The following is a 16,219-nucleotide window of genomic DNA, read 5'->3' as shown; positions in this document are numbered from 1 at the left end:
GATGGCTCACATCGAAAAACAAGCTGGCGAACTGCAGGAAAAGCTGATCGCGGTAAACCGCGTATCTAAAACCGTAAAAGGTGGCCGTATTTTCAGCTTTACCGCACTGACAGTAGTTGGTGATGGTAACGGTCGCGTTGGTTTTGGCTACGGCAAAGCACGCGAAGTTCCGGCAGCGATCCAGAAAGCGATGGAAAAAGCCCGTCGCGCTATGATTAATGTTGCTTTGAATAGCGGTACTCTGCAGCACCCTGTAAAAGGTGCTCACACAGGTTCCCGTGTATTCATGCAACCAGCTTCCGAAGGTACCGGTATCATCGCCGGTGGTGCAATGCGCGCCGTCCTGGAAGTTGCAGGGGTTCATAACGTATTAGCTAAAGCATATGGTTCTACTAACCCGATCAACGTGGTTCGTGCAACTATTGCTGCTTTGGAAGATATGAAATCCCCAGAAATGGTCGCTGCTAAGCGTGGTAAGTCCGTCGAAGAAATTCTAGGGAAATAACCATGGCAAAGACTATTAAAGTAACTCAAACAAAAAGCAGCATCGGCCGTTTGCCAAAGCACAAGGCAACCCTGATCGGTTTAGGTCTGCGTCGTATTGGTCATACTGTAGAGCGTGAGGATACTCCTGCTGTACGTGGTATGGTCAACTTGGTTTCCTACATGGTTAAGGTTGAGGAGTAACAGATGCGTTTAAATACTCTGTCTCCGGCTGATGGTGCCAAGCATGCGCCGAAGCGTGTAGGTCGTGGTATTGGTTCTGGCCTGGGTAAAACCGCTGGTCGTGGTCACAAAGGTCAGAACTCACGTTCTGGTGGTGGCGTACGTCGTGGTTTTGAAGGTGGTCAGATGCCTTTATATCGTCGTTTGCCGAAATTCGGCTTCACCTCTCGCAAAGCTATGATCACGGCAGAAGTTCGTCTGTCTGAGCTGGCTCTTGTTGAAGGCGACGTAATCGACCTGAACACGCTGAAAGCCGCTAACGTTGTTGGTGTCCAGATCGAATTCGCGAAAGTTATGCTTTCAGGCGAAATCGCTCGTCCGGTTACCCTGCGTGGTCTGCGTGTCACCAAAGGCGCTCGTGCTGCTATCGAAGCTGCTGGCGGTAAAATTGAGGAATAAGTAGCAGATGGCTAAGCAACCAGGATTAGATTTTCAAAGTGCTAAAGGCGGGCTCGGCGAGCTGAAGCGCAGACTTTTGTTTGTAATCGGCGCGCTGATTGTCTTCCGTATCGGCTCTTTTATTCCGATTCCTGGTATCGATGCCACTGTGCTTGCCAAATTGCTCGAGCAGCAGAGAGGCACTATCATTGAAATGTTTAACATGTTCTCTGGTGGTGCCCTCAGCCGTGCTTCTATCTTTGCTCTGGGGATCATGCCGTATATTTCGGCGTCGATCATTATCCAGCTGTTAACGGTGGTTCATCCAGCGTTGGCAGAAATTAAGAAAGAAGGGGAGGCTGGCCGTCGCAAGATTAGCCAGTACACCCGTTACGGTACGCTGGTGTTGGCCATATTCCAGTCGATCGGTATTGCTACTGGTCTGCCGAATATGCCTGGTATGCAGGGTCTGGTGTTAAACCCAGGCTTTGCATTCTACTTTACTGCAGTAGTGAGTCTGGTTACCGGGACAATGTTCCTGATGTGGCTGGGCGAACAGATTACTGAACGCGGTATCGGTAACGGTATCTCGATCATTATCTTCGCAGGTATTGTAGCGGGACTCCCGCCGGCAGTGGCCCATACTATTGAGCAAGCCCGGCAAGGCGACCTGCACTTCCTCCTGTTGCTGTTGGTTGCAGTATTGGTGTTTGCAGTAACCTTCTTCGTTGTTTTCATCGAACGTGGTCAACGTCGTATCGTCGTTAACTATGCGAAGCGTCAACAAGGTCGTCGTGTTTATGCAGCACAGAGCACACACTTACCGTTGAAAGTGAATATGGCAGGGGTTATCCCGGCAATCTTCGCTTCCAGCATTATTCTGTTCCCTGCCACGATTGCATCATGGTTTGGGGGCGGTACCGGTTGGAACTGGCTGACAACGATTTCGCTGTATTTGCAGCCAGGGCAACCGCTTTATGTGTTACTCTATGCGTCTGCAATCATCTTCTTCTGTTTCTTTTACACGGCGTTGGTTTTCAACCCGCGTGAGACAGCAGATAACCTGAAGAAGTCCGGTGCCTTCGTACCAGGAATTCGTCCGGGAGAGCAAACGGCGAAGTACATCGATAAAGTAATGACGCGTTTAACCCTGGTGGGCGCGATGTACATTACTTTCATCTGCCTGATCCCGGAGTTCATGCGTGATGCAATGAAAGTACCATTCTACTTTGGTGGTACCTCGCTACTGATCGTGGTTGTCGTCATCATGGACTTTATGGCTCAAGTGCAAACTCTGATGATGTCAAGTCAGTACGAGTCTGCATTGAAGAAAGCAAACCTGAAAGGCTATAACCGCTAATTCAGGTGCGTTTGAGAAGTTACGGAGAGTAAAAATGAAAGTTCGTGCTTCCGTCAAGAAATTATGTCGTAACTGCAAAATCGTTAAGCGTAACGGTGTCGTTCGTGTGATTTGCAGCGCCGAGCCGAAGCATAAACAGCGTCAAGGCTGATTATCTCGCATATTTTTCTTGCAAAGTTGGGTTGAGCTGGCTAGATTAGCCAGCCAATCTTTTGTATGTAGCTGCAACATTATTTGAGTATCCTGAAAACGGGCTTTTCAGAATGGTGTTGCCGTATAAAATAGTAGGAGTGCATAGTGGCCCGTATAGCAGGCATTAACATTCCTGATCATAAACATACCGTAATCGCCTTAACGTCGATCTTCGGAATCGGTAAAACCCGCTCACAGTCTATCTGTGCTGCTACGGGTATTGCTGAACATGTTAAGATCAGTGAGCTGTCTGAAGAGCAAATTGAACAGCTGCGTGAAGCAGTCGCCAAATTCACTGTAGAAGGTGATTTGCGTCGTGAAGTTACCCTGAGCATCAAGCGTCTGATGGATCTTGGTACTTACCGTGGTTTGCGTCATCGTCGTGGTCTGCCAGTTCGCGGTCAGCGTACGAAGACCAACGCACGTACCCGTAAGGGTCCGCGTAAACCAATCAAGAAATAATCAGGGTGATTGAATAATGGCAAAGGCACCTGTTCGTACACGTAAGCGTGTAAGAAAACAAGTCTCTGACGGCGTGGCTCATGTCCATGCTTCTTTCAACAACACCATTGTAACTATTACCGATCGTCAGGGTAATGCATTGGGTTGGGCAACTGCCGGTGGTTCTGGTTTCCGTGGTTCTCGTAAGTCAACTCCGTTTGCAGCTCAGGTTGCAGCCGAGCGTTGTGCTGACGCAGTAAAAGAATACGGTATCAAGAACCTGGAAGTTATGGTTAAGGGACCGGGTCCGGGTCGCGAATCAACTATTCGTGCACTGAACGCCGCAGGTTTCCGCATCACTAATATTACTGATGTGACTCCTATCCCTCACAACGGTTGTCGTCCGCCGAAAAAGCGTCGCGTATAACGTTAGCTTTTAGGTTTGTTGGAGAAAGAAAATGGCAAGATATTTGGGTCCTAAGCTCAAGCTTAGCCGCCGTGAGGGCACAGACTTGTTCCTTAAGTCTGGCGTTCGCGCGATCGATACCAAGTGTAAAATTGAGCAACCGCCTGGTCAACACGGTGCGCGTAAACCGCGTCTGTCTGACTACGGTGTACAGTTACGTGAAAAGCAAAAAGTTCGCCGTATGTACGGTGTTCTGGAGCGCCAGTTCCGTAACTATTACAAAGAAGCAGCACGCCTGAAGGGCAACACCGGTGCAAACCTGTTGCAACTGCTGGAAGGTCGTCTGGACAACGTTGTTTACCGTATGGGCTTCGGCGCTACTCGTGCAGAGTCACGTCAGTTGGTTAGCCACAAAGCAATTATGGTAAATGGTCGCGTTGTTAACATCGCTTCTTATCAGGTATCTCCGAATGACGTAGTCAGCATCCGCGAGAAGGCTAAAAAGCAATCTCGTGTTAAAGCTTCTCTGGAGCTGGCTGAGCAGCGTGAAAAGCCGACCTGGCTTGAAGTTGATGCTGCTAAGATGGAAGGCGTGTTCAAGCGTATGCCTGAACGTACCGATCTGTCTGCGGACATTAACGAACACCTGATCGTCGAGCTTTACTCCAAGTAAGGCTTAGTACCAAAGAGAGGACACAATGCAGGGTTCTGTGACAGAGTTTCTAAAACCGCGCCTGGTAGATATCGAGCAAGTCAGTTCGACGCACGCCAAGGTGACCCTTGAGCCGTTAGAGCGTGGCTTTGGCCATACTCTTGGCAACGCACTGCGCCGTATTCTGCTTTCATCTATGCCGGGTTGCGCGGTGACCGAGGTTGAGATTGATGGTGTACTGCACGAGTACAGCACCAAAGAAGGCGTACAGGAAGATATCCTGGAGATCCTGCTCAACCTGAAAGGGCTGGCGGTGAGAGTTCAAGGGAAAGATGAAGTTATCCTTACCCTGAATAAATCTGGCATTGGCCCTGTGACCGCTGCCGACATTACCCATGATGGTGATGTCGAAATCGTCAAGCCTCAGCACGTGATCTGCCACCTGACCGATGAGAACGCTGCTATTAGCATGCGTATCAAAGTTCAACGTGGTCGTGGTTATGTGCCGGCTTCTGCCCGAATTCATTCGGAAGAAGATGAGCGCCCGATCGGTCGTCTGTTGGTTGACGCATGCTATAGCCCTGTAGAGCGTATTGCCTACAATGTTGAAGCAGCGCGTGTAGAACAGCGTACTGACCTGGACAAGCTGGTCATCGAAATGGAAACCAATGGCACGATCGATCCTGAAGAGGCGATCCGCCGTGCGGCAACCATCCTGGCTGAACAACTTGAAGCTTTTGTTGACTTGCGTGATGTACGTCAACCAGAAGTTAAAGAAGAGAAACCAGAATTCGATCCGATTCTGCTGCGCCCTGTTGACGATCTGGAATTGACTGTCCGCTCTGCTAACTGCCTTAAGGCAGAAGCTATCCACTACATCGGTGATCTGGTACAGCGTACCGAGGTTGAGTTGCTGAAAACGCCGAACCTGGGTAAAAAATCTCTTACTGAGATTAAAGACGTGCTGGCCTCCCGTGGTCTGTCTCTGGGCATGCGCCTGGAAAACTGGCCACCGGCAAGCATTGCTGACGAGTAACCGGATCACAGGTTAAGGTTTTACTGAGAAGGATAAGGTCATGCGCCATCGTAAGAGTGGTCGTCAACTGAACCGTAACAGCAGCCATCGCCAGGCTATGTTCCGTAACATGGCCGGCTCTTTGGTTCGTCATGAGATCATCAAGACGACCTTGCCAAAAGCGAAAGAGCTGCGTCGCGTTGTTGAGCCGCTGATTACTCTTGCCAAGACCGACAGCGTAGCTAATCGTCGTCTGGCATTCGCCCGTACTCGTGATAACGAGATCGTGGCAAAACTGTTTAACGAGCTGGGCCCGCGTTTCGCGAGCCGTGCCGGTGGTTACACTCGCATTCTGAAGTGTGGCTTCCGCGCAGGCGACAACGCGCCGATGGCATACATCGAGCTGGTTGATCGTGCTGAGTCTCAAGCAGAAGTAGCAACTGCAGAGTAATCTGTAGACGCGTGAAAAAACCGGGCTTGCCCGGTTTTTTTACGTCTATAGCCAGCTAAACGTGCGTTCTTCCCCCCACCAGACTTAAGATCCTCGCCCCTATCCGCTATGCTGACGTTATTAATCAGGTCAACTGAGAGATCATACTATGTGGTTACTCGATCAATGGGCGGAACGTCATATTCTCGATGCCCAGGCTAAAGGTGAATTGGACAATTTACCGGGCCAGGGGCTGCCACTTGAGTTGGATGATGACAGTGCAGTTCCCGCTGAGTTGCGTACAGGCTTTCGTCTACTTAAAAATGCAGGCTATTTGCCCGCGGAATTAGAGGATCGTAAAGAAGCGCTGAATATCGCTCGTTTACTGCAAGAAATTAATAGCGAGCATCCGGACTATGTTGAGTTAGGGAAACGGATGGCACTGTTGGAACACCGCTTACGGCAGGCAGGAATGAGCACAGACTTTTTGCACGGTGAATATCAACGTGCATTGGGGGATAAGTTTTCTTCTGAGGAGGAGCAATGTTAAAGATTGGGCAACTTGCAAAACTTGCAGACGTTACGCCGGACACGGTACGGTACTACGAGAAACAAGGGATGATGGACCATAACATTCGGACCGAGGGTGGTTATCGATTATACAATAATCAAGACCTGCAGCGGTTGCGCTTTATACGTTATGCCAAACAACTTGGTTTTACGCTAGAAACCATCGCTGAACTGTTGTCGATCCGCGTTGATCCTGAACATCACACCTGCCAGGAGTCCAAGTCAATCGTCGACGCGCGGCTTAGTGAAGTAGAAAATAAGCTTAAGGAGCTAACTCGGATGCGTGAGTCGTTAAAACGTCTCAGTGACGCCTGCTGTGGAAGTGCCCATACCAGCAGTTATTGCTCAATTCTGGAAGCGTTGGAGCAGGGAGCCAGTGATGAAAAAGTAAAAAAAGGTGCTTAATACCATCGGCGATACTTTAATTTTTATACAGCCAGCAGTAATATTATCGCGTTATATAACCATACATAGAGAAGGTACATTACTATGACTCAATACCGTCATACGAAAGGCAAGATACAGGATAATGCCATTGAGGCGCTGTTGCATGATCCATTATTCCGCCAAAGGGTAGAAAAAAATACGAAAGGGAAAGGGAGCTACCGACGTAAAGACAAACATGCAAAAGGTGGTAGCTGGGAGGCCAGTGGTAAAGTATCAAACGATAATTTACCACTGGCCTTCTGGTTTTAAGGCATTAAAAAGCCATCTGAATAAGATGGCTTTTTATTTGTGCGGGATAAACAGGTTTACAGTTTTGGCTGTTGCTGCTGGCTCAGTAAATCACGAATTTCAGTCAACAGTTTTTCTTCAGCAGTTGGCGCAGGCGGGGCAGCTGGCGCTTCTTCTTGTTTACGACGCACTTTGTTCATTAATTTAATTGCCAGGAAAATAGCAAAGGCAACAATAACGAAATCGAAAATGGTCTGGATGAATGAACCATAGTTCATGACTACAGCAGGCACTGCGCCTTGAGCTTCGCGTAATACCAGGTGGAATTGTTTGAAATCAACGCCGCCGATCAATAAGCCCAGCGGTGGCATGATGATATCTGCAACGAAAGACGATACGATCTTACCGAATGCTGCACCAATAATCACACCCACCGCCAAGTCAACCACGTTGCCACGCATGGCAAACTCGCGGAACTCTTTCATCATACTCATAGAACGCACCCCTTGCAGAATTTAATAACTCAAGTTTAACAAAGCAATTTCCCTTTGCCACAAAAGGAGAGAAAAGTTTTATCTCTTTCCACGGCAGAGAACAACCTCGTAATTATAGACCATCCATTGCTACATTTGTTCTACAAGAAGAATGGGCTTGGCTGGAACAGGCGTTCAACGTCAGGGACGAACTTCTTGTCGGTAATAAACATAATGACGTGATCGCCTTGTTCGATTTTACTGTTGCCATTAGCAATAATAACGTCATCACCACGCACAATGGCACCAATGGTGGTACCTGGCGGCAGTTTAATATCTTCTACGATGCGGCCAACCACTTTTGACGTACTTTCATCACCATGTGCGATGGCTTCAATCGCTTCCGCCACACCGCGGCGTAAGGATGAAACACTAACGATATCCGCTTTACGCACGTGACCTAACAATGCTGAGATGGTTGCTTGCTGTGGTGAAATCGCTATATCGATTACGCTGCCTTGAACCAGGTCAACATAGGCGCGGCGTTGAATAAGTACCATCACCTTTTTTGCACCCATTCGTTTGGCGAGCATGGCTGACATGATGTTAGCTTCATCGTCATTGGTTATGGCAATAAATACGTCGACTTGATCAACGTGCTCTTCCGCCAGCAGTTCTTGGTCCGAGGCATCACCATAAAACACAATTGTGTCATGCAGTTGTTCGGCAAGTTCTGCCGCGCGTTGCTGATTACGTTCGATCAACTTCACGTTGTAGGATTTTTCCAACCGTTGTGCCAGACCTGCACCAACGTTGCCGCCGCCGACAATCATGATGCGTTTATAAGGCTTTTCGAGTCGTTGTAGTTCACTCATTACCGCGCGGATATGCTGCGAGGCAGCAACAAAGAAGACTTCGTCACCGGCTTCGATAATCGTGGAGCCCTGTGGGCGAATAGGACGATCCTGGCGGAAGATCGCGGCGACACGGGTATCAATGTGCGGCATGTGTTCACGCATTGAAGACAGCGCATTACCGACCAATGGGCCGCCGTAATAGGCTTTTACTGCCGCGATGCTAACCTTGCCTTCGGCAAAATTAACCACCTGTAACGCACCTGGGTATTCAATCAGTTTGTAGATGTAGTCGATAACCAGTTGTTCAGGTGAGATCAGGTGATCAATGGGGACGGCTTCCGGTTGAAACAGCTTCTCTGACTCGCGGATATATTCCGGCGCACGAATACGGGCGATTCGGTTGGGGGTATTAAACAGCGAGTAGGCAATTTGGCAGGCAATCATGTTGGTTTCGTCAGAATTAGTGACTGCAACCAACATATCGGCATCTTCAGCACCGGCCTCACGGAGTACGCGTGGATGAGAGCCATATCCCTGAACGACCCGAAGATCAAACTTATCCTGTAACTGACGTAGGCGGCCGGAATCAGTATCCACGACGGTAATATCGTTGTTTTCGCCCACCAGATTTTCCGCCAGTGTTCCACCTACCTGACCTGCGCCAAGAATAATTATTTTCATTCGCTTCTCTGCTTCACACTGAAACCGCTGAAGATTATCCGAAAGGGCGCAACTGCCGCGCCCTGAGTACTGAACAGCTACATTTTAATCAGCTTAGCGTAAAAGAAGCCATCCCCATCCTCAGGATGTGGAAGATTCTGTCGGCCAGGCTGTTGTTCGTTACCGGTTTCCACCAGACGAGCATCCGGATGACGCTGAAGGAAGGCAGTCACTTGCTCAGCATTCTCTGCCGGTAGAATAGAACAGGTGGCATACACCATCACTCCACCGGTTTTGAGATGGGGCCAAATGGCTTCAATGATTTCGGCCTGCAAAGTGGCTAGTTCAGCGATATCACTGTCGCGGCGCAACCACTTGATATCAGGATGACGGCGGATTACACCGGTGGCAGAACAAGGAGCATCCAACAGAATGCGATCAAATTGCTTATCACCGCACCATTGCTGCGGCGTGCGGCCATCACCCAGTTTTACTTCAGCGTGCAAACGCAGGCGTTGCAGGTTTTCTTTAACCCGACTCAGACGTTGCTCATCGATGTCGACAGCCATCACGTGAGCTTTGGGAGCGGCTTCCAAGATGTGGGTAGTTTTGCCACCAGGCGCTGCACAAAGATCGAGGATCTGCTCCCCATCCTGCGGATCAAGGAGATCGACACAACCTTGAGCGGAAGCATCTTGCACAGTAACCCACCCATCGGCAAAACCTGGCAGGTCTGTGACGGCACATGGCGCCAGCAGGCGTACGGCATCGCGATATTCGGTATGCGGTACAGCAGCAATGCCAGCTTGCTCCATCAACTGCAAGTAATCCTCACGGGAATGATGAAGACGATTGACGCGTAACCACATAGGTGGCTTTTGATTGTTGGCATCAATGATCTGTTCCCACTGTGCGGGATAGGCCTGCTGAATACGTTTCAACAGCCAGTTTGGATGCAAATAGCGGCTGTCATTATTGGCAGCGCGTTGCAGTAATTCTTCCTGCTGGCGTTGGAACTGGCGCAATACGCCGTTGATCAGGCCTTTAAGTTGAGGCCGTTTCAATGCCACGGCACCTTCTACGGTTTCCGCCAATACTGCGTGAGCGGGTATGCGTGTATATAACAATTGGTAGAGACCCACCATCAGCAAATAGTGCAGCGTGCGCTGCTTGCCAGTCATGGGTTTTGCCATCAATTGCTGGATGCACCATTCCAGTTGTGGCAATACGCGCAGGGTGCCGAAACACAGTTCCTGTAGTAGCGCGCGGTCTTTGTCAGAAATGGTCTTTTGTAGTGATGGCAGAACAGTACTGAGCGACTGACCCTGATCCAGCACCTGGCCGATGGCTTTGGCAGCGATGCTGCGGAGATTGTAATTATTTTTCATAGGCTAAAGCTGATAACGATCGGCGTTAAGAAAGAAACAGCCCGGCGATTATCGGCCGGGCAGTGGGGGCGGTTTATAGCCGGTTGCCCGGTGTAAACCATTCACGGCGTGAGTTCAGCAGATCTTGTGCTGACATCGGTTTTTTACCTGCCGGCTGTAACTGAGTCAGGTTAAGAACACCCTCAGCGGTCGCTACCTGGATACCGTGCTTGTCAGCATGGATAATGGTGCCAGGTTCTGCATCAGTGGTTTGCGCCAATACTGTCGCCTGCCACACTTTCACGGGTTGATCTTCAATGGTGAAAAAGCTAACTGGCCATGGGTTAAAGGCACGGATGCAACGTTCAAGCTGTGCAGCTGATAGGCTCCAATCCAGGCGTGCTTCTTCTTTGCTCAGCTTCTCAGCATAAGTGACCAGCGACTCGTCTTGTACTTCACGTTTCGCCGTACCTGCCGCCATCTGCTGTAGCGTAGTTAGCATGCCTTGTGGGCCGAGTTGTGCCAGTTTGTCGTATAGACTGGCACTGGTGTCATCCGCGTCAATCGGACAAGCGATTTTGTACATCATATCGCCAGTATCCAAACCCACGTCCATCTGCATGATGGTAACGCCTGTTTCGTGATCGCCAGCCCAGAGTGAGCGTTGGATTGGCGCGGCGCCACGCCAACGTGGCAGCAGCGAGCCGTGAACGTTGATGCAGCCAAGTCGTGGCATATCCAACACCGCTTTAGGCAGGATTAAGCCATAGGCCACTACCACCATCACATCAGCGTTGAGATCAGCAACCAAATGCTGGTTCTCTTCCGGGCGCAGTGATTTGGGCTGAAACACCGGTAAATGATGTTGTTCGGCCAGGACTTTGACCGGGCTAGGCGTCAGTTTATTACCGCGGCCCGCAGGGCGGTCCGGCTGGGTGAAGACCCCAACAATCTGGTGCCCAGATGACAACAGCGCGTCAAGATGACGCGCTGCGAAGTCTGGAGTTCCGGCGAAAATAATCCGTAAAGAGTCAGACACGTTGATTTCCTGATAGGTTAGGCGCGCGCGTTAAGCTTGGCCATTTTTTCCAGTTTCTGACGAATACGCTGGCGCTTGAGTGGTGACAGGTAATCGACGAACAGCTTGCCTACCAGGTGATCCATCTCGTGCTGGATACAAATGGCTAACAGGTCGTCAGCTTCCAGCTCGAAAGGTTTGCCGTCGCGGTCCAGTGCTCTGACTTTCACAGCAGCGGCGCGCGGAACTAAAGCACGTTGTTCAGGAATGGAGAGGCAACCTTCCTCAATCCCGGTTTCACCGCTTTTTTCCAGCAGTTCCGGGTTGATCAACACCAAGCGCTGATCGCGGTTCTCAGAAACGTCAATGACGATAATGCGCTGATGGATGTCCACCTGTGTCGCAGCCAGGCCAATGCCTTCCTCTGCGTACATGGTTTCAAACATATCATCCACGATGCGCTGGATATTCGCATTGACTTCTTTTACCGGGGCCGCGACTTTGCGCAGCCGGTCGTCTGGGTAATGTAATACCTGCAATACTGACATATATCTTGAGATCTGTATCCGAGTGATAAACGAGGTTTAGCTTCTATTCTAGACATTTCCCAGCCTGATTGACAGCATTGCGCACCAATTGCTCGAATTGGTAATACCACCATTTTCTGCGAGGGAACAGGCGATGCAGGCACAGGAAATCTGCTTACGGATGCGTGGGGTCACTGGGCTGGGCGCGGCCAAGGCCAGCCAGATAATACGGCAGATAGTGGCAGTCGGCGGTGAGCCTTACCGTTTGTTACGAGAATTGGGGCTAAATCATCGACAGCAGGCTCAGTTTCGCCAGGCAAATCCGTGTCATCTGGCCGCTACGCTCACTTGGTTGGAGCTGCCCGGTAATGCGCTTTGGATATATGGTGAGGCGGATTATCCCGAGCGATTGCTCACTATCGACGATGCTCCACTATTGTTGATGGTGGCAGGTAACCCAGAAGCGGTTCGGCAGCCGCAAATTGCCATGGTTGGTAGTCGCCAGTTCAGCCCTTATGGTGAGCATTGGGCCAGTTACTTTGCCACTGGGTTGGTACATTGCGGGTTTACCATCACCAGTGGGCTGGCAATGGGGATTGATAGCATTTGCCATCGTGCGGCGTTGGCGGCAGAAGGGGGAACTGTCGCCGTACTCGGTAGCGGTTTGGCTAATGTCTACCCGCGCCAGCATCGTCGCTTGGCTGAACGTATCATCGAGGGTGGCGGGGCATTGGTTTCTGAGTATTTGGTCACTGATCTACCGATGCCAGACCATTTTCCCCGGCGCAACCGTATCATTAGTGGTTTGAGTCTTGGCGTGGTAGTGATTGAAGCCTCTTTGCGCAGTGGCACGCTGATTACCGCCCGTTATGCGTTGGAGCAGGGGCGTGAGATTTTCGCTTTACCAGGTGCGTTGGGTAATCCGATGAGTGAAGGCACGCACTGGCTGATTCAGCAGGGCGCTTATTTGGTTACTGGGCCGAAAGAAATTGCTGAGCAACTGGGAAGTGGTCTGCATTGGCTCTCCTTGAGCGAAAATACAACTATTTGTGCGTCAGAAGCTGAAGTTGAATTGCCATTTGCCGATGTGTTGGCTAACGTAGGAGATGAGGTGACACCTGTTGACGTCGTCGCTGAACGTGCCGGCCAACCTGTGCCAGAGGTAGTAATCAAGTTACTCGATCTGGAGTTAGCAGGGTGGATCGCAGCTGTACCCGGCGGCTATGTCCGAATAAGGAGGGCAGGCCATGTTCGACGTACTGATGTACTTGTTTGAAACTTATATCCACAATGAACCAGAGATGCGCGTCGATCAGGATCAACTGACTGATGATCTCGCTGAGGCGGGGTTTCATCGGGATGATATCTACAACGCGTTGAATTGGCTTGAAAAACTCGCTGACTTACAAGAAGGCGAAAATGCACCGTATTTTATGGATGCTGATCCGCTGGCAATGCGGATCTACACCGAAGAAGAAGGTGTGCGTTTGGATGCCAGCTGCCGTGGTTTCCTCCTGTTCCTGGAGCAGATTCAGGTATTGAACCTCGAAACCCGTGAAATGGTTATCGATCGTGTTATGGCTTTGGATAACACAGAATTCGATCTCGAAGATCTGAAATGGGTGGTGCTGATGGTCCTGTTTAATATCCCCGGATATGAAAGCGCCTATCAGCAAATGGAAGAACTGTTGTTTGAAGTAAACGAAGGTTATCTGCACTGAGCCGATAACATGCATAGAAGAAGTTATGACAAAAGCAGCGATTTTTGCCGCTAGGCAAAATGAACCCTGTCCGGAATGCGGGGCCGAGCTGGTGATCCGCAGTGGTCGCCACGGCCCCTTCCTCGGCTGTTCCCGTTATCCTGAATGCCAACATATACGGCCGCTGAAAGCGCAGGCCGATGGCCATATCGTCAAAATGCTGGATGGGCAGGAATGTCCGAAGTGTCAGGCGACGCTGGCCTTGCGCCAGGGCCGTTACGGTATGTTTATCGCTTGCAGTAACTACCCGGAGTGCGATCATACCGAAGTCATCGATAAACCGGACGAAACCAGCATCAGCTGTCCGCAGTGTGAGCAGGGTAAACTCCTTCAGCGCAAATCGCGCTATGGCAAGGTTTTCCACTCCTGCGATCGCTATCCGGAATGCCAGTTTGTTCTCAATTTTAAACCTGTCGCCGGTGAGTGCAGATACTGCCACTACCCGTTGTTGATGGAGAAGCGCACGGCAAAAGGGCCGACCCTTTGCTGCGCCAGTAAACTTTGCGGAAAACCCGTAGTAACTACAGAATAACGACATCATGAGCTCAGAATTCACTTCTAATTTCACGCCAATAATTGACGCGCTGCAGAACCAGCAGGTTATTGCCTACCCGACCGAGGCTGTGTTTGGCTTGGGTTGCGATCCTGACAGCGAGCTGGCAGTCAATGCGTTATTGGCCCTGAAACAACGCCCTTGGGAAAAAGGTCTGATCCTGATTGCGGCCGATTACGCGCAGTTAGCACCTTATATAGATGACGCCGCACTGAGTGATCAGCAGCGAGTGACGATGTTCGCCAGTTGGCCGGGCCCGGTGACTTGGGTTATTCCTGCCCGGTTGAATACTCCGCGCTTGCTGACTGGCCGCTTCAATTCGTTGGCTGTGCGTGTGAGTGATCACCCGTTAGTACAGCAACTTTGTCGGCAGTTTGGTAAACCGTTGGTATCGACCAGCGCCAATCTTAGCGGGCAAGAACCTTGTCGCAGTGTTGATGAGGTACAACAGCAATTTGGTGCTGCTTTCCCTGTGTTGAATGGTAGCGTCGGTGGCCGCCTTAACCCTTCTGAAATCAGAGATGTCCTGACGGGCAAGCAAATCCGTCAAGGCTAGAGGTAATGTGCATGGAGAAGTTCGCGGTATTCGGTAATCCTATCAGTCACAGCAAATCGCCGCGTATTCATGCGTTATTTGCCGCCCAAACCGGTATAGAACATCCCTATGGAACTGTGCTGGCGCCGTTGGATGATTTCGAAAAAACTCTGCAGATGTTCATTCGGGCGGGTGGACAGGGCGCGAATGTCACCGTGCCTTTTAAAGAGAATGCCTACGAGGTTGCGACGGAGCTCAGTGAACGTGCTGCGTTAGCCTGCGCGGTAAACACCTTGAAGGTGTTGCCGGAGGGAGGGCTACTGGGTGACAACACTGATGGGATCGGGCTACTGACTGATCTTGAACGTCAAGGGTTGATCCGATCAAAGGATCGCATCCTGCTGGTGGGTGCAGGCGGCGCTGCACGTGGAGTGATCTTGCCGCTGCTGTCGTTTGGTTGTGAAGTGGTGATCACTAACCGTACTTTCAGTCGCGCGCAGACACTGGCGCAAGTCTTCCAGCATCTCGGTGAAATATCCGCATTATCTCTGGATCAATTGGATCAATTGGATCAACAGCAGTTTGATTTAGTGATTAACGCTACTGCGTCAGGTATTAGTGGTGAGATCCCAGCGTTACCGGTTGGCACGATCAATGCCGATACCCGTTGCTATGACATGTTTTATCAGCAAGGGCTAACACCGTTTCTGGCCTGGGCGCAGCAACAAGGCGCAACAGAGTATGCCGATGGTTTAGGGATGCTGGTGGGTCAGGCCGCACATGCGTTTCAGTTGTGGCATGGTGTGATGCCGGAGATTGAGCCGGTGCTGCGCCAGTTGCGTCACGAACTGGCGGCGTAACGCTGAGCCCGTTACCTAATAAGGAAACGGGCGTTTGTCAGATATCTTCTGACAAATACTCGTCTTTCCAACGTACGTAGTTAGTAGAAGAGTAAAGTAATCCTTTCCGTTCGGCAGCGGTCAATGGACGAACCTGGCGCGCGGGGCTACCCATGTAGAGATAACCGCTCACCAGACGTTTACCCGGCGCGACCAAGCTGCCGGCACCAATCATCACATCATCTTCTATTACTGCGCCATCGAGCAGGATCGATCCCATCCCTACCAGCACGCGATTGCCAATCGCGCAGCCGTGCAACATTGCCTTATGCCCTACAGTCACGTCTTCCCCAATCAGCAATGGGTAGCCTTCGGGGTTATGTTCGGATTTATGGGTCACGTGGAGCACGCTGCCGTCTTGAATATTGCTGCGTGCGCCGATAATGACTGCGTTCACGTCACCACGAATGGCAACCAGAGGCCAAATACTGACGTCATCGGCCAGATCTACGTTGCCGATCACCACGCTGGAAGGATCGATCATCACGCGTTGACCCAGTTTAGGAGAGTAATGAAGATAAGAACGTACTGTATCGGACATGGTATAGCCTCACGTGGGGATCATATTTACCGGCAATACTAGACGTTGGCGATGGAATTACAACCAACTGAAACGATGGATCCTGCGGAAAACGGCCCTGATCGCGCAAGATCCACCCGAAAGGACTGAAAAGTGTGCAAACAGAAAGAAAAGATCAAAAAAGGGGTTGTGCAAAAAACTCGGG

24 protein-coding genes are annotated in these 16,219 nt (G+C 50.6%); 18 read left to right on the top strand and 6 right to left on the bottom strand.

Translation table 11 applies throughout. The features are described 5' to 3' along the window. Position 1 precedes the first annotated feature (1 nt). The 13 genes from rpsE (at position 2) to SGBXF1_RS22105 (ending at position 6,866) form a co-directional block, all read left to right on the top strand. Positions 2-505, top strand: coding sequence for a 30S ribosomal protein S5 (rpsE, locus tag SGBXF1_RS22165; protein WP_004951140.1), 504 nt, complete (start codon positions 2-4; stop codon positions 503-505). A 2-nt stretch (positions 506-507) separates the two neighbouring features. Beyond that, a complete protein-coding gene (rpmD, locus tag SGBXF1_RS22160) occupies positions 508-687 on the top strand; it encodes a 50S ribosomal protein L30 (protein WP_002213339.1) in 180 nt (59 codons plus the stop codon). Between the two features lie 3 nt (positions 688-690). Continuing rightward, on the top strand, positions 691-1,125 hold the full coding sequence (rplO, locus tag SGBXF1_RS22155) for a 50S ribosomal protein L15 (RefSeq protein ID WP_037425848.1): 435 nt from the start codon (positions 691-693) through the stop codon (positions 1,123-1,125). A 7-nt stretch (positions 1,126-1,132) separates the two neighbouring features. Beyond that, positions 1,133-2,464 (top strand): preprotein translocase subunit SecY, encoded by a 1,332-nt coding sequence (gene secY / locus SGBXF1_RS22150; RefSeq protein WP_004929740.1) that lies wholly within the window; start codon positions 1,133-1,135, stop codon positions 2,462-2,464. 34 nt (positions 2,465-2,498) lie between these two features. Next, positions 2,499-2,615 (top strand): 50S ribosomal protein L36, encoded by a 117-nt coding sequence (gene rpmJ / locus SGBXF1_RS22145; RefSeq protein ID WP_002227352.1) that lies wholly within the window; start codon positions 2,499-2,501, stop codon positions 2,613-2,615. Between the two features lie 146 nt (positions 2,616-2,761). After that, positions 2,762-3,118 (top strand): 30S ribosomal protein S13, encoded by a 357-nt coding sequence (gene rpsM / locus SGBXF1_RS22140; RefSeq protein WP_020837231.1) that lies wholly within the window; start codon positions 2,762-2,764, stop codon positions 3,116-3,118. Between the two features lie 16 nt (positions 3,119-3,134). After that, on the top strand, positions 3,135-3,524 hold the full coding sequence (gene rpsK, locus SGBXF1_RS22135; RefSeq protein ID WP_004951128.1) for a 30S ribosomal protein S11: 390 nt from the start codon (positions 3,135-3,137) through the stop codon (positions 3,522-3,524). A 31-nt stretch (positions 3,525-3,555) separates the two neighbouring features. After that, positions 3,556-4,176 carry a 30S ribosomal protein S4 gene (gene rpsD / locus SGBXF1_RS22130; protein WP_004951125.1) on the top strand — a complete coding sequence of 207 codons (621 nt, stop codon included), beginning with the start codon at positions 3,556-3,558 and terminating at the stop codon, positions 4,174-4,176. 25 nt (positions 4,177-4,201) lie between these two features. Further along, entirely contained in the window at positions 4,202-5,191 is a 990-nt protein-coding gene (locus SGBXF1_RS22125) for a DNA-directed RNA polymerase subunit alpha (RefSeq protein WP_002919219.1), read from the top strand. A 40-nt stretch (positions 5,192-5,231) separates the two neighbouring features. Beyond that, the gene (gene rplQ / locus SGBXF1_RS22120; RefSeq protein WP_004929726.1) at positions 5,232-5,621 is read left to right on the top strand and encodes a 50S ribosomal protein L17; all 390 of its coding nucleotides are present in this window, start codon (positions 5,232-5,234) and stop codon (positions 5,619-5,621) included. A gap of 148 nt (positions 5,622-5,769) precedes the next feature. After that, complete coding sequence (locus SGBXF1_RS22115; RefSeq protein WP_037425846.1) at positions 5,770-6,150, top strand: DnaJ family domain-containing protein; 381 nt, start codon at positions 5,770-5,772, stop codon at positions 6,148-6,150. Continuing rightward, positions 6,144-6,575, top strand: coding sequence for a Zn(2+)-responsive transcriptional regulator (gene zntR / locus SGBXF1_RS22110; protein ID WP_061808701.1), 432 nt, complete (start codon positions 6,144-6,146; stop codon positions 6,573-6,575). The genes SGBXF1_RS22115 and zntR overlap by 7 nt, the downstream gene beginning before the upstream one ends. 84 nt (positions 6,576-6,659) lie before the next feature. Further along, entirely contained in the window at positions 6,660-6,866 is a 207-nt protein-coding gene (locus tag SGBXF1_RS22105) for an alternative ribosome-rescue factor A (RefSeq protein ID WP_061808700.1), read from the top strand. A gap of 56 nt (positions 6,867-6,922) precedes the next feature. Here SGBXF1_RS22105 and mscL read toward each other — a convergent pair whose 3' ends face one another. From mscL to def, 5 genes are all read right to left on the bottom strand, one after another. Next, on the bottom strand, positions 6,923-7,339 hold the full coding sequence (gene mscL, locus SGBXF1_RS22100; protein ID WP_012147209.1) for a large-conductance mechanosensitive channel protein MscL: 417 nt from the start codon (positions 7,337-7,339) through the stop codon (positions 6,923-6,925). 140 nt (positions 7,340-7,479) lie between these two features. Continuing rightward, positions 7,480-8,856 carry a Trk system potassium transporter TrkA gene (gene trkA / locus SGBXF1_RS22095; RefSeq protein WP_037425838.1) on the bottom strand — a complete coding sequence of 459 codons (1,377 nt, stop codon included), beginning with the start codon at positions 8,854-8,856 and terminating at the stop codon, positions 7,480-7,482. A gap of 77 nt (positions 8,857-8,933) precedes the next feature. Beyond that, the gene (rsmB, locus tag SGBXF1_RS22090) at positions 8,934-10,223 is read right to left on the bottom strand and encodes a 16S rRNA (cytosine(967)-C(5))-methyltransferase RsmB (RefSeq protein WP_186427557.1); all 1,290 of its coding nucleotides are present in this window, start codon (positions 10,221-10,223) and stop codon (positions 8,934-8,936) included. 73 nt (positions 10,224-10,296) lie between these two features. Then, on the bottom strand, positions 10,297-11,241 hold the full coding sequence (gene fmt / locus SGBXF1_RS22085) for a methionyl-tRNA formyltransferase (protein ID WP_186427556.1): 945 nt from the start codon (positions 11,239-11,241) through the stop codon (positions 10,297-10,299). 17 nt (positions 11,242-11,258) lie between these two features. Further along, positions 11,259-11,768, bottom strand: a complete 510-nt coding sequence (def, locus tag SGBXF1_RS22080) for a peptide deformylase (RefSeq protein WP_037425832.1) — start codon at positions 11,766-11,768, stop codon at positions 11,259-11,261. Between the two features lie 133 nt (positions 11,769-11,901). Here def and dprA point away from each other — a divergent pair, with 133 nt between their 5' ends. Genes dprA through aroE form a run of 5 tightly spaced genes read left to right on the top strand, consistent with a single transcriptional unit; the run spans position 11,902 to position 15,455 of the window. Further along, on the top strand, positions 11,902-13,023 hold the full coding sequence (gene dprA / locus SGBXF1_RS22075; RefSeq protein ID WP_037425828.1) for a DNA-protecting protein DprA: 1,122 nt from the start codon (positions 11,902-11,904) through the stop codon (positions 13,021-13,023). Beyond that, on the top strand, positions 12,995-13,468 hold the full coding sequence (smg, locus tag SGBXF1_RS22070; RefSeq protein ID WP_037425824.1) for a DUF494 family protein Smg: 474 nt from the start codon (positions 12,995-12,997) through the stop codon (positions 13,466-13,468). The genes dprA and smg overlap by 29 nt, the downstream gene beginning before the upstream one ends. A gap of 25 nt (positions 13,469-13,493) precedes the next feature. Next, positions 13,494-14,039 carry a DNA topoisomerase family protein gene (locus SGBXF1_RS22065; protein ID WP_037425821.1) on the top strand — a complete coding sequence of 182 codons (546 nt, stop codon included), beginning with the start codon at positions 13,494-13,496 and terminating at the stop codon, positions 14,037-14,039. 7 nt (positions 14,040-14,046) lie between these two features. Then, complete coding sequence (tsaC, locus tag SGBXF1_RS22060; RefSeq protein WP_130382235.1) at positions 14,047-14,616, top strand: L-threonylcarbamoyladenylate synthase type 1 TsaC; 570 nt, start codon at positions 14,047-14,049, stop codon at positions 14,614-14,616. Between the two features lie 11 nt (positions 14,617-14,627). Continuing rightward, complete coding sequence (aroE, locus tag SGBXF1_RS22055) at positions 14,628-15,455, top strand: shikimate dehydrogenase (protein ID WP_186427555.1); 828 nt, start codon at positions 14,628-14,630, stop codon at positions 15,453-15,455. A 37-nt stretch (positions 15,456-15,492) separates the two neighbouring features. Here aroE and SGBXF1_RS22050 read toward each other — a convergent pair whose 3' ends face one another. Then, positions 15,493-16,035, bottom strand: coding sequence for a gamma carbonic anhydrase family protein (locus SGBXF1_RS22050; RefSeq protein ID WP_186427554.1), 543 nt, complete (start codon positions 16,033-16,035; stop codon positions 15,493-15,495). Between the last annotated feature and the right edge of the window lie 184 nt (positions 16,036-16,219).

It is taken from the genome of Serratia grimesii (assembly GCF_900186025.1).
Classification (GTDB): Bacteria; Pseudomonadota; Gammaproteobacteria; order Enterobacterales; family Enterobacteriaceae; genus Serratia; species Serratia grimesii.
This window is presented reverse-complemented; position numbering and strand designations above follow the sequence as displayed.

Excerpts from the sequence above, each read along its gene's own strand:
- rpsE (WP_004951140.1), top strand. The coding sequence starts at position 2 with ATGGCTCACATCGAAAAACAAGCTGGCGAACTGCAGGAAAAGCTGATC.
- rpmD (WP_002213339.1), top strand. The coding sequence starts at position 508 with ATGGCAAAGACTATTAAAGTAACTCAAACAAAAAGCAGCATCGGCCGT.
- rplO (WP_037425848.1), top strand. The coding sequence starts at position 691 with ATGCGTTTAAATACTCTGTCTCCGGCTGATGGTGCCAAGCATGCGCCG.
- secY (WP_004929740.1), top strand. The coding sequence starts at position 1,133 with ATGGCTAAGCAACCAGGATTAGATTTTCAAAGTGCTAAAGGCGGGCTC.
- rpmJ (WP_002227352.1), top strand. The coding sequence starts at position 2,499 with ATGAAAGTTCGTGCTTCCGTCAAGAAATTATGTCGTAACTGCAAAATC.
- rpsK (WP_004951128.1), top strand. The coding sequence starts at position 3,135 with ATGGCAAAGGCACCTGTTCGTACACGTAAGCGTGTAAGAAAACAAGTC.
- rpsD (WP_004951125.1), top strand. The coding sequence starts at position 3,556 with ATGGCAAGATATTTGGGTCCTAAGCTCAAGCTTAGCCGCCGTGAGGGC.
- SGBXF1_RS22125 (WP_002919219.1), top strand. The coding sequence starts at position 4,202 with ATGCAGGGTTCTGTGACAGAGTTTCTAAAACCGCGCCTGGTAGATATC.
- rplQ (WP_004929726.1), top strand. The coding sequence starts at position 5,232 with ATGCGCCATCGTAAGAGTGGTCGTCAACTGAACCGTAACAGCAGCCAT.
- SGBXF1_RS22115 (WP_037425846.1), top strand. The coding sequence starts at position 5,770 with ATGTGGTTACTCGATCAATGGGCGGAACGTCATATTCTCGATGCCCAG.
- zntR (WP_061808701.1), top strand. The coding sequence starts at position 6,144 with ATGTTAAAGATTGGGCAACTTGCAAAACTTGCAGACGTTACGCCGGAC.
- SGBXF1_RS22105 (WP_061808700.1), top strand. The coding sequence starts at position 6,660 with ATGACTCAATACCGTCATACGAAAGGCAAGATACAGGATAATGCCATT.
- mscL (WP_012147209.1), bottom strand. The coding sequence starts at position 7,339 with ATGAGTATGATGAAAGAGTTCCGCGAGTTTGCCATGCGTGGCAACGTG.
- trkA (WP_037425838.1), bottom strand. The coding sequence starts at position 8,856 with ATGAAAATAATTATTCTTGGCGCAGGTCAGGTAGGTGGAACACTGGCG.
- rsmB (WP_186427557.1), bottom strand. The coding sequence starts at position 10,223 with ATGAAAAATAATTACAATCTCCGCAGCATCGCTGCCAAAGCCATCGGC.
- def (WP_037425832.1), bottom strand. The coding sequence starts at position 11,768 with ATGTCAGTATTGCAGGTATTACATTACCCAGACGACCGGCTGCGCAAA.
- dprA (WP_037425828.1), top strand. The coding sequence starts at position 11,902 with ATGCAGGCACAGGAAATCTGCTTACGGATGCGTGGGGTCACTGGGCTG.
- smg (WP_037425824.1), top strand. The coding sequence starts at position 12,995 with ATGTTCGACGTACTGATGTACTTGTTTGAAACTTATATCCACAATGAA.
- SGBXF1_RS22065 (WP_037425821.1), top strand. The coding sequence starts at position 13,494 with ATGACAAAAGCAGCGATTTTTGCCGCTAGGCAAAATGAACCCTGTCCG.
- tsaC (WP_130382235.1), top strand. The coding sequence starts at position 14,047 with ATGAGCTCAGAATTCACTTCTAATTTCACGCCAATAATTGACGCGCTG.
- aroE (WP_186427555.1), top strand. The coding sequence starts at position 14,628 with ATGGAGAAGTTCGCGGTATTCGGTAATCCTATCAGTCACAGCAAATCG.
- SGBXF1_RS22050 (WP_186427554.1), bottom strand. The coding sequence starts at position 16,035 with ATGTCCGATACAGTACGTTCTTATCTTCATTACTCTCCTAAACTGGGT.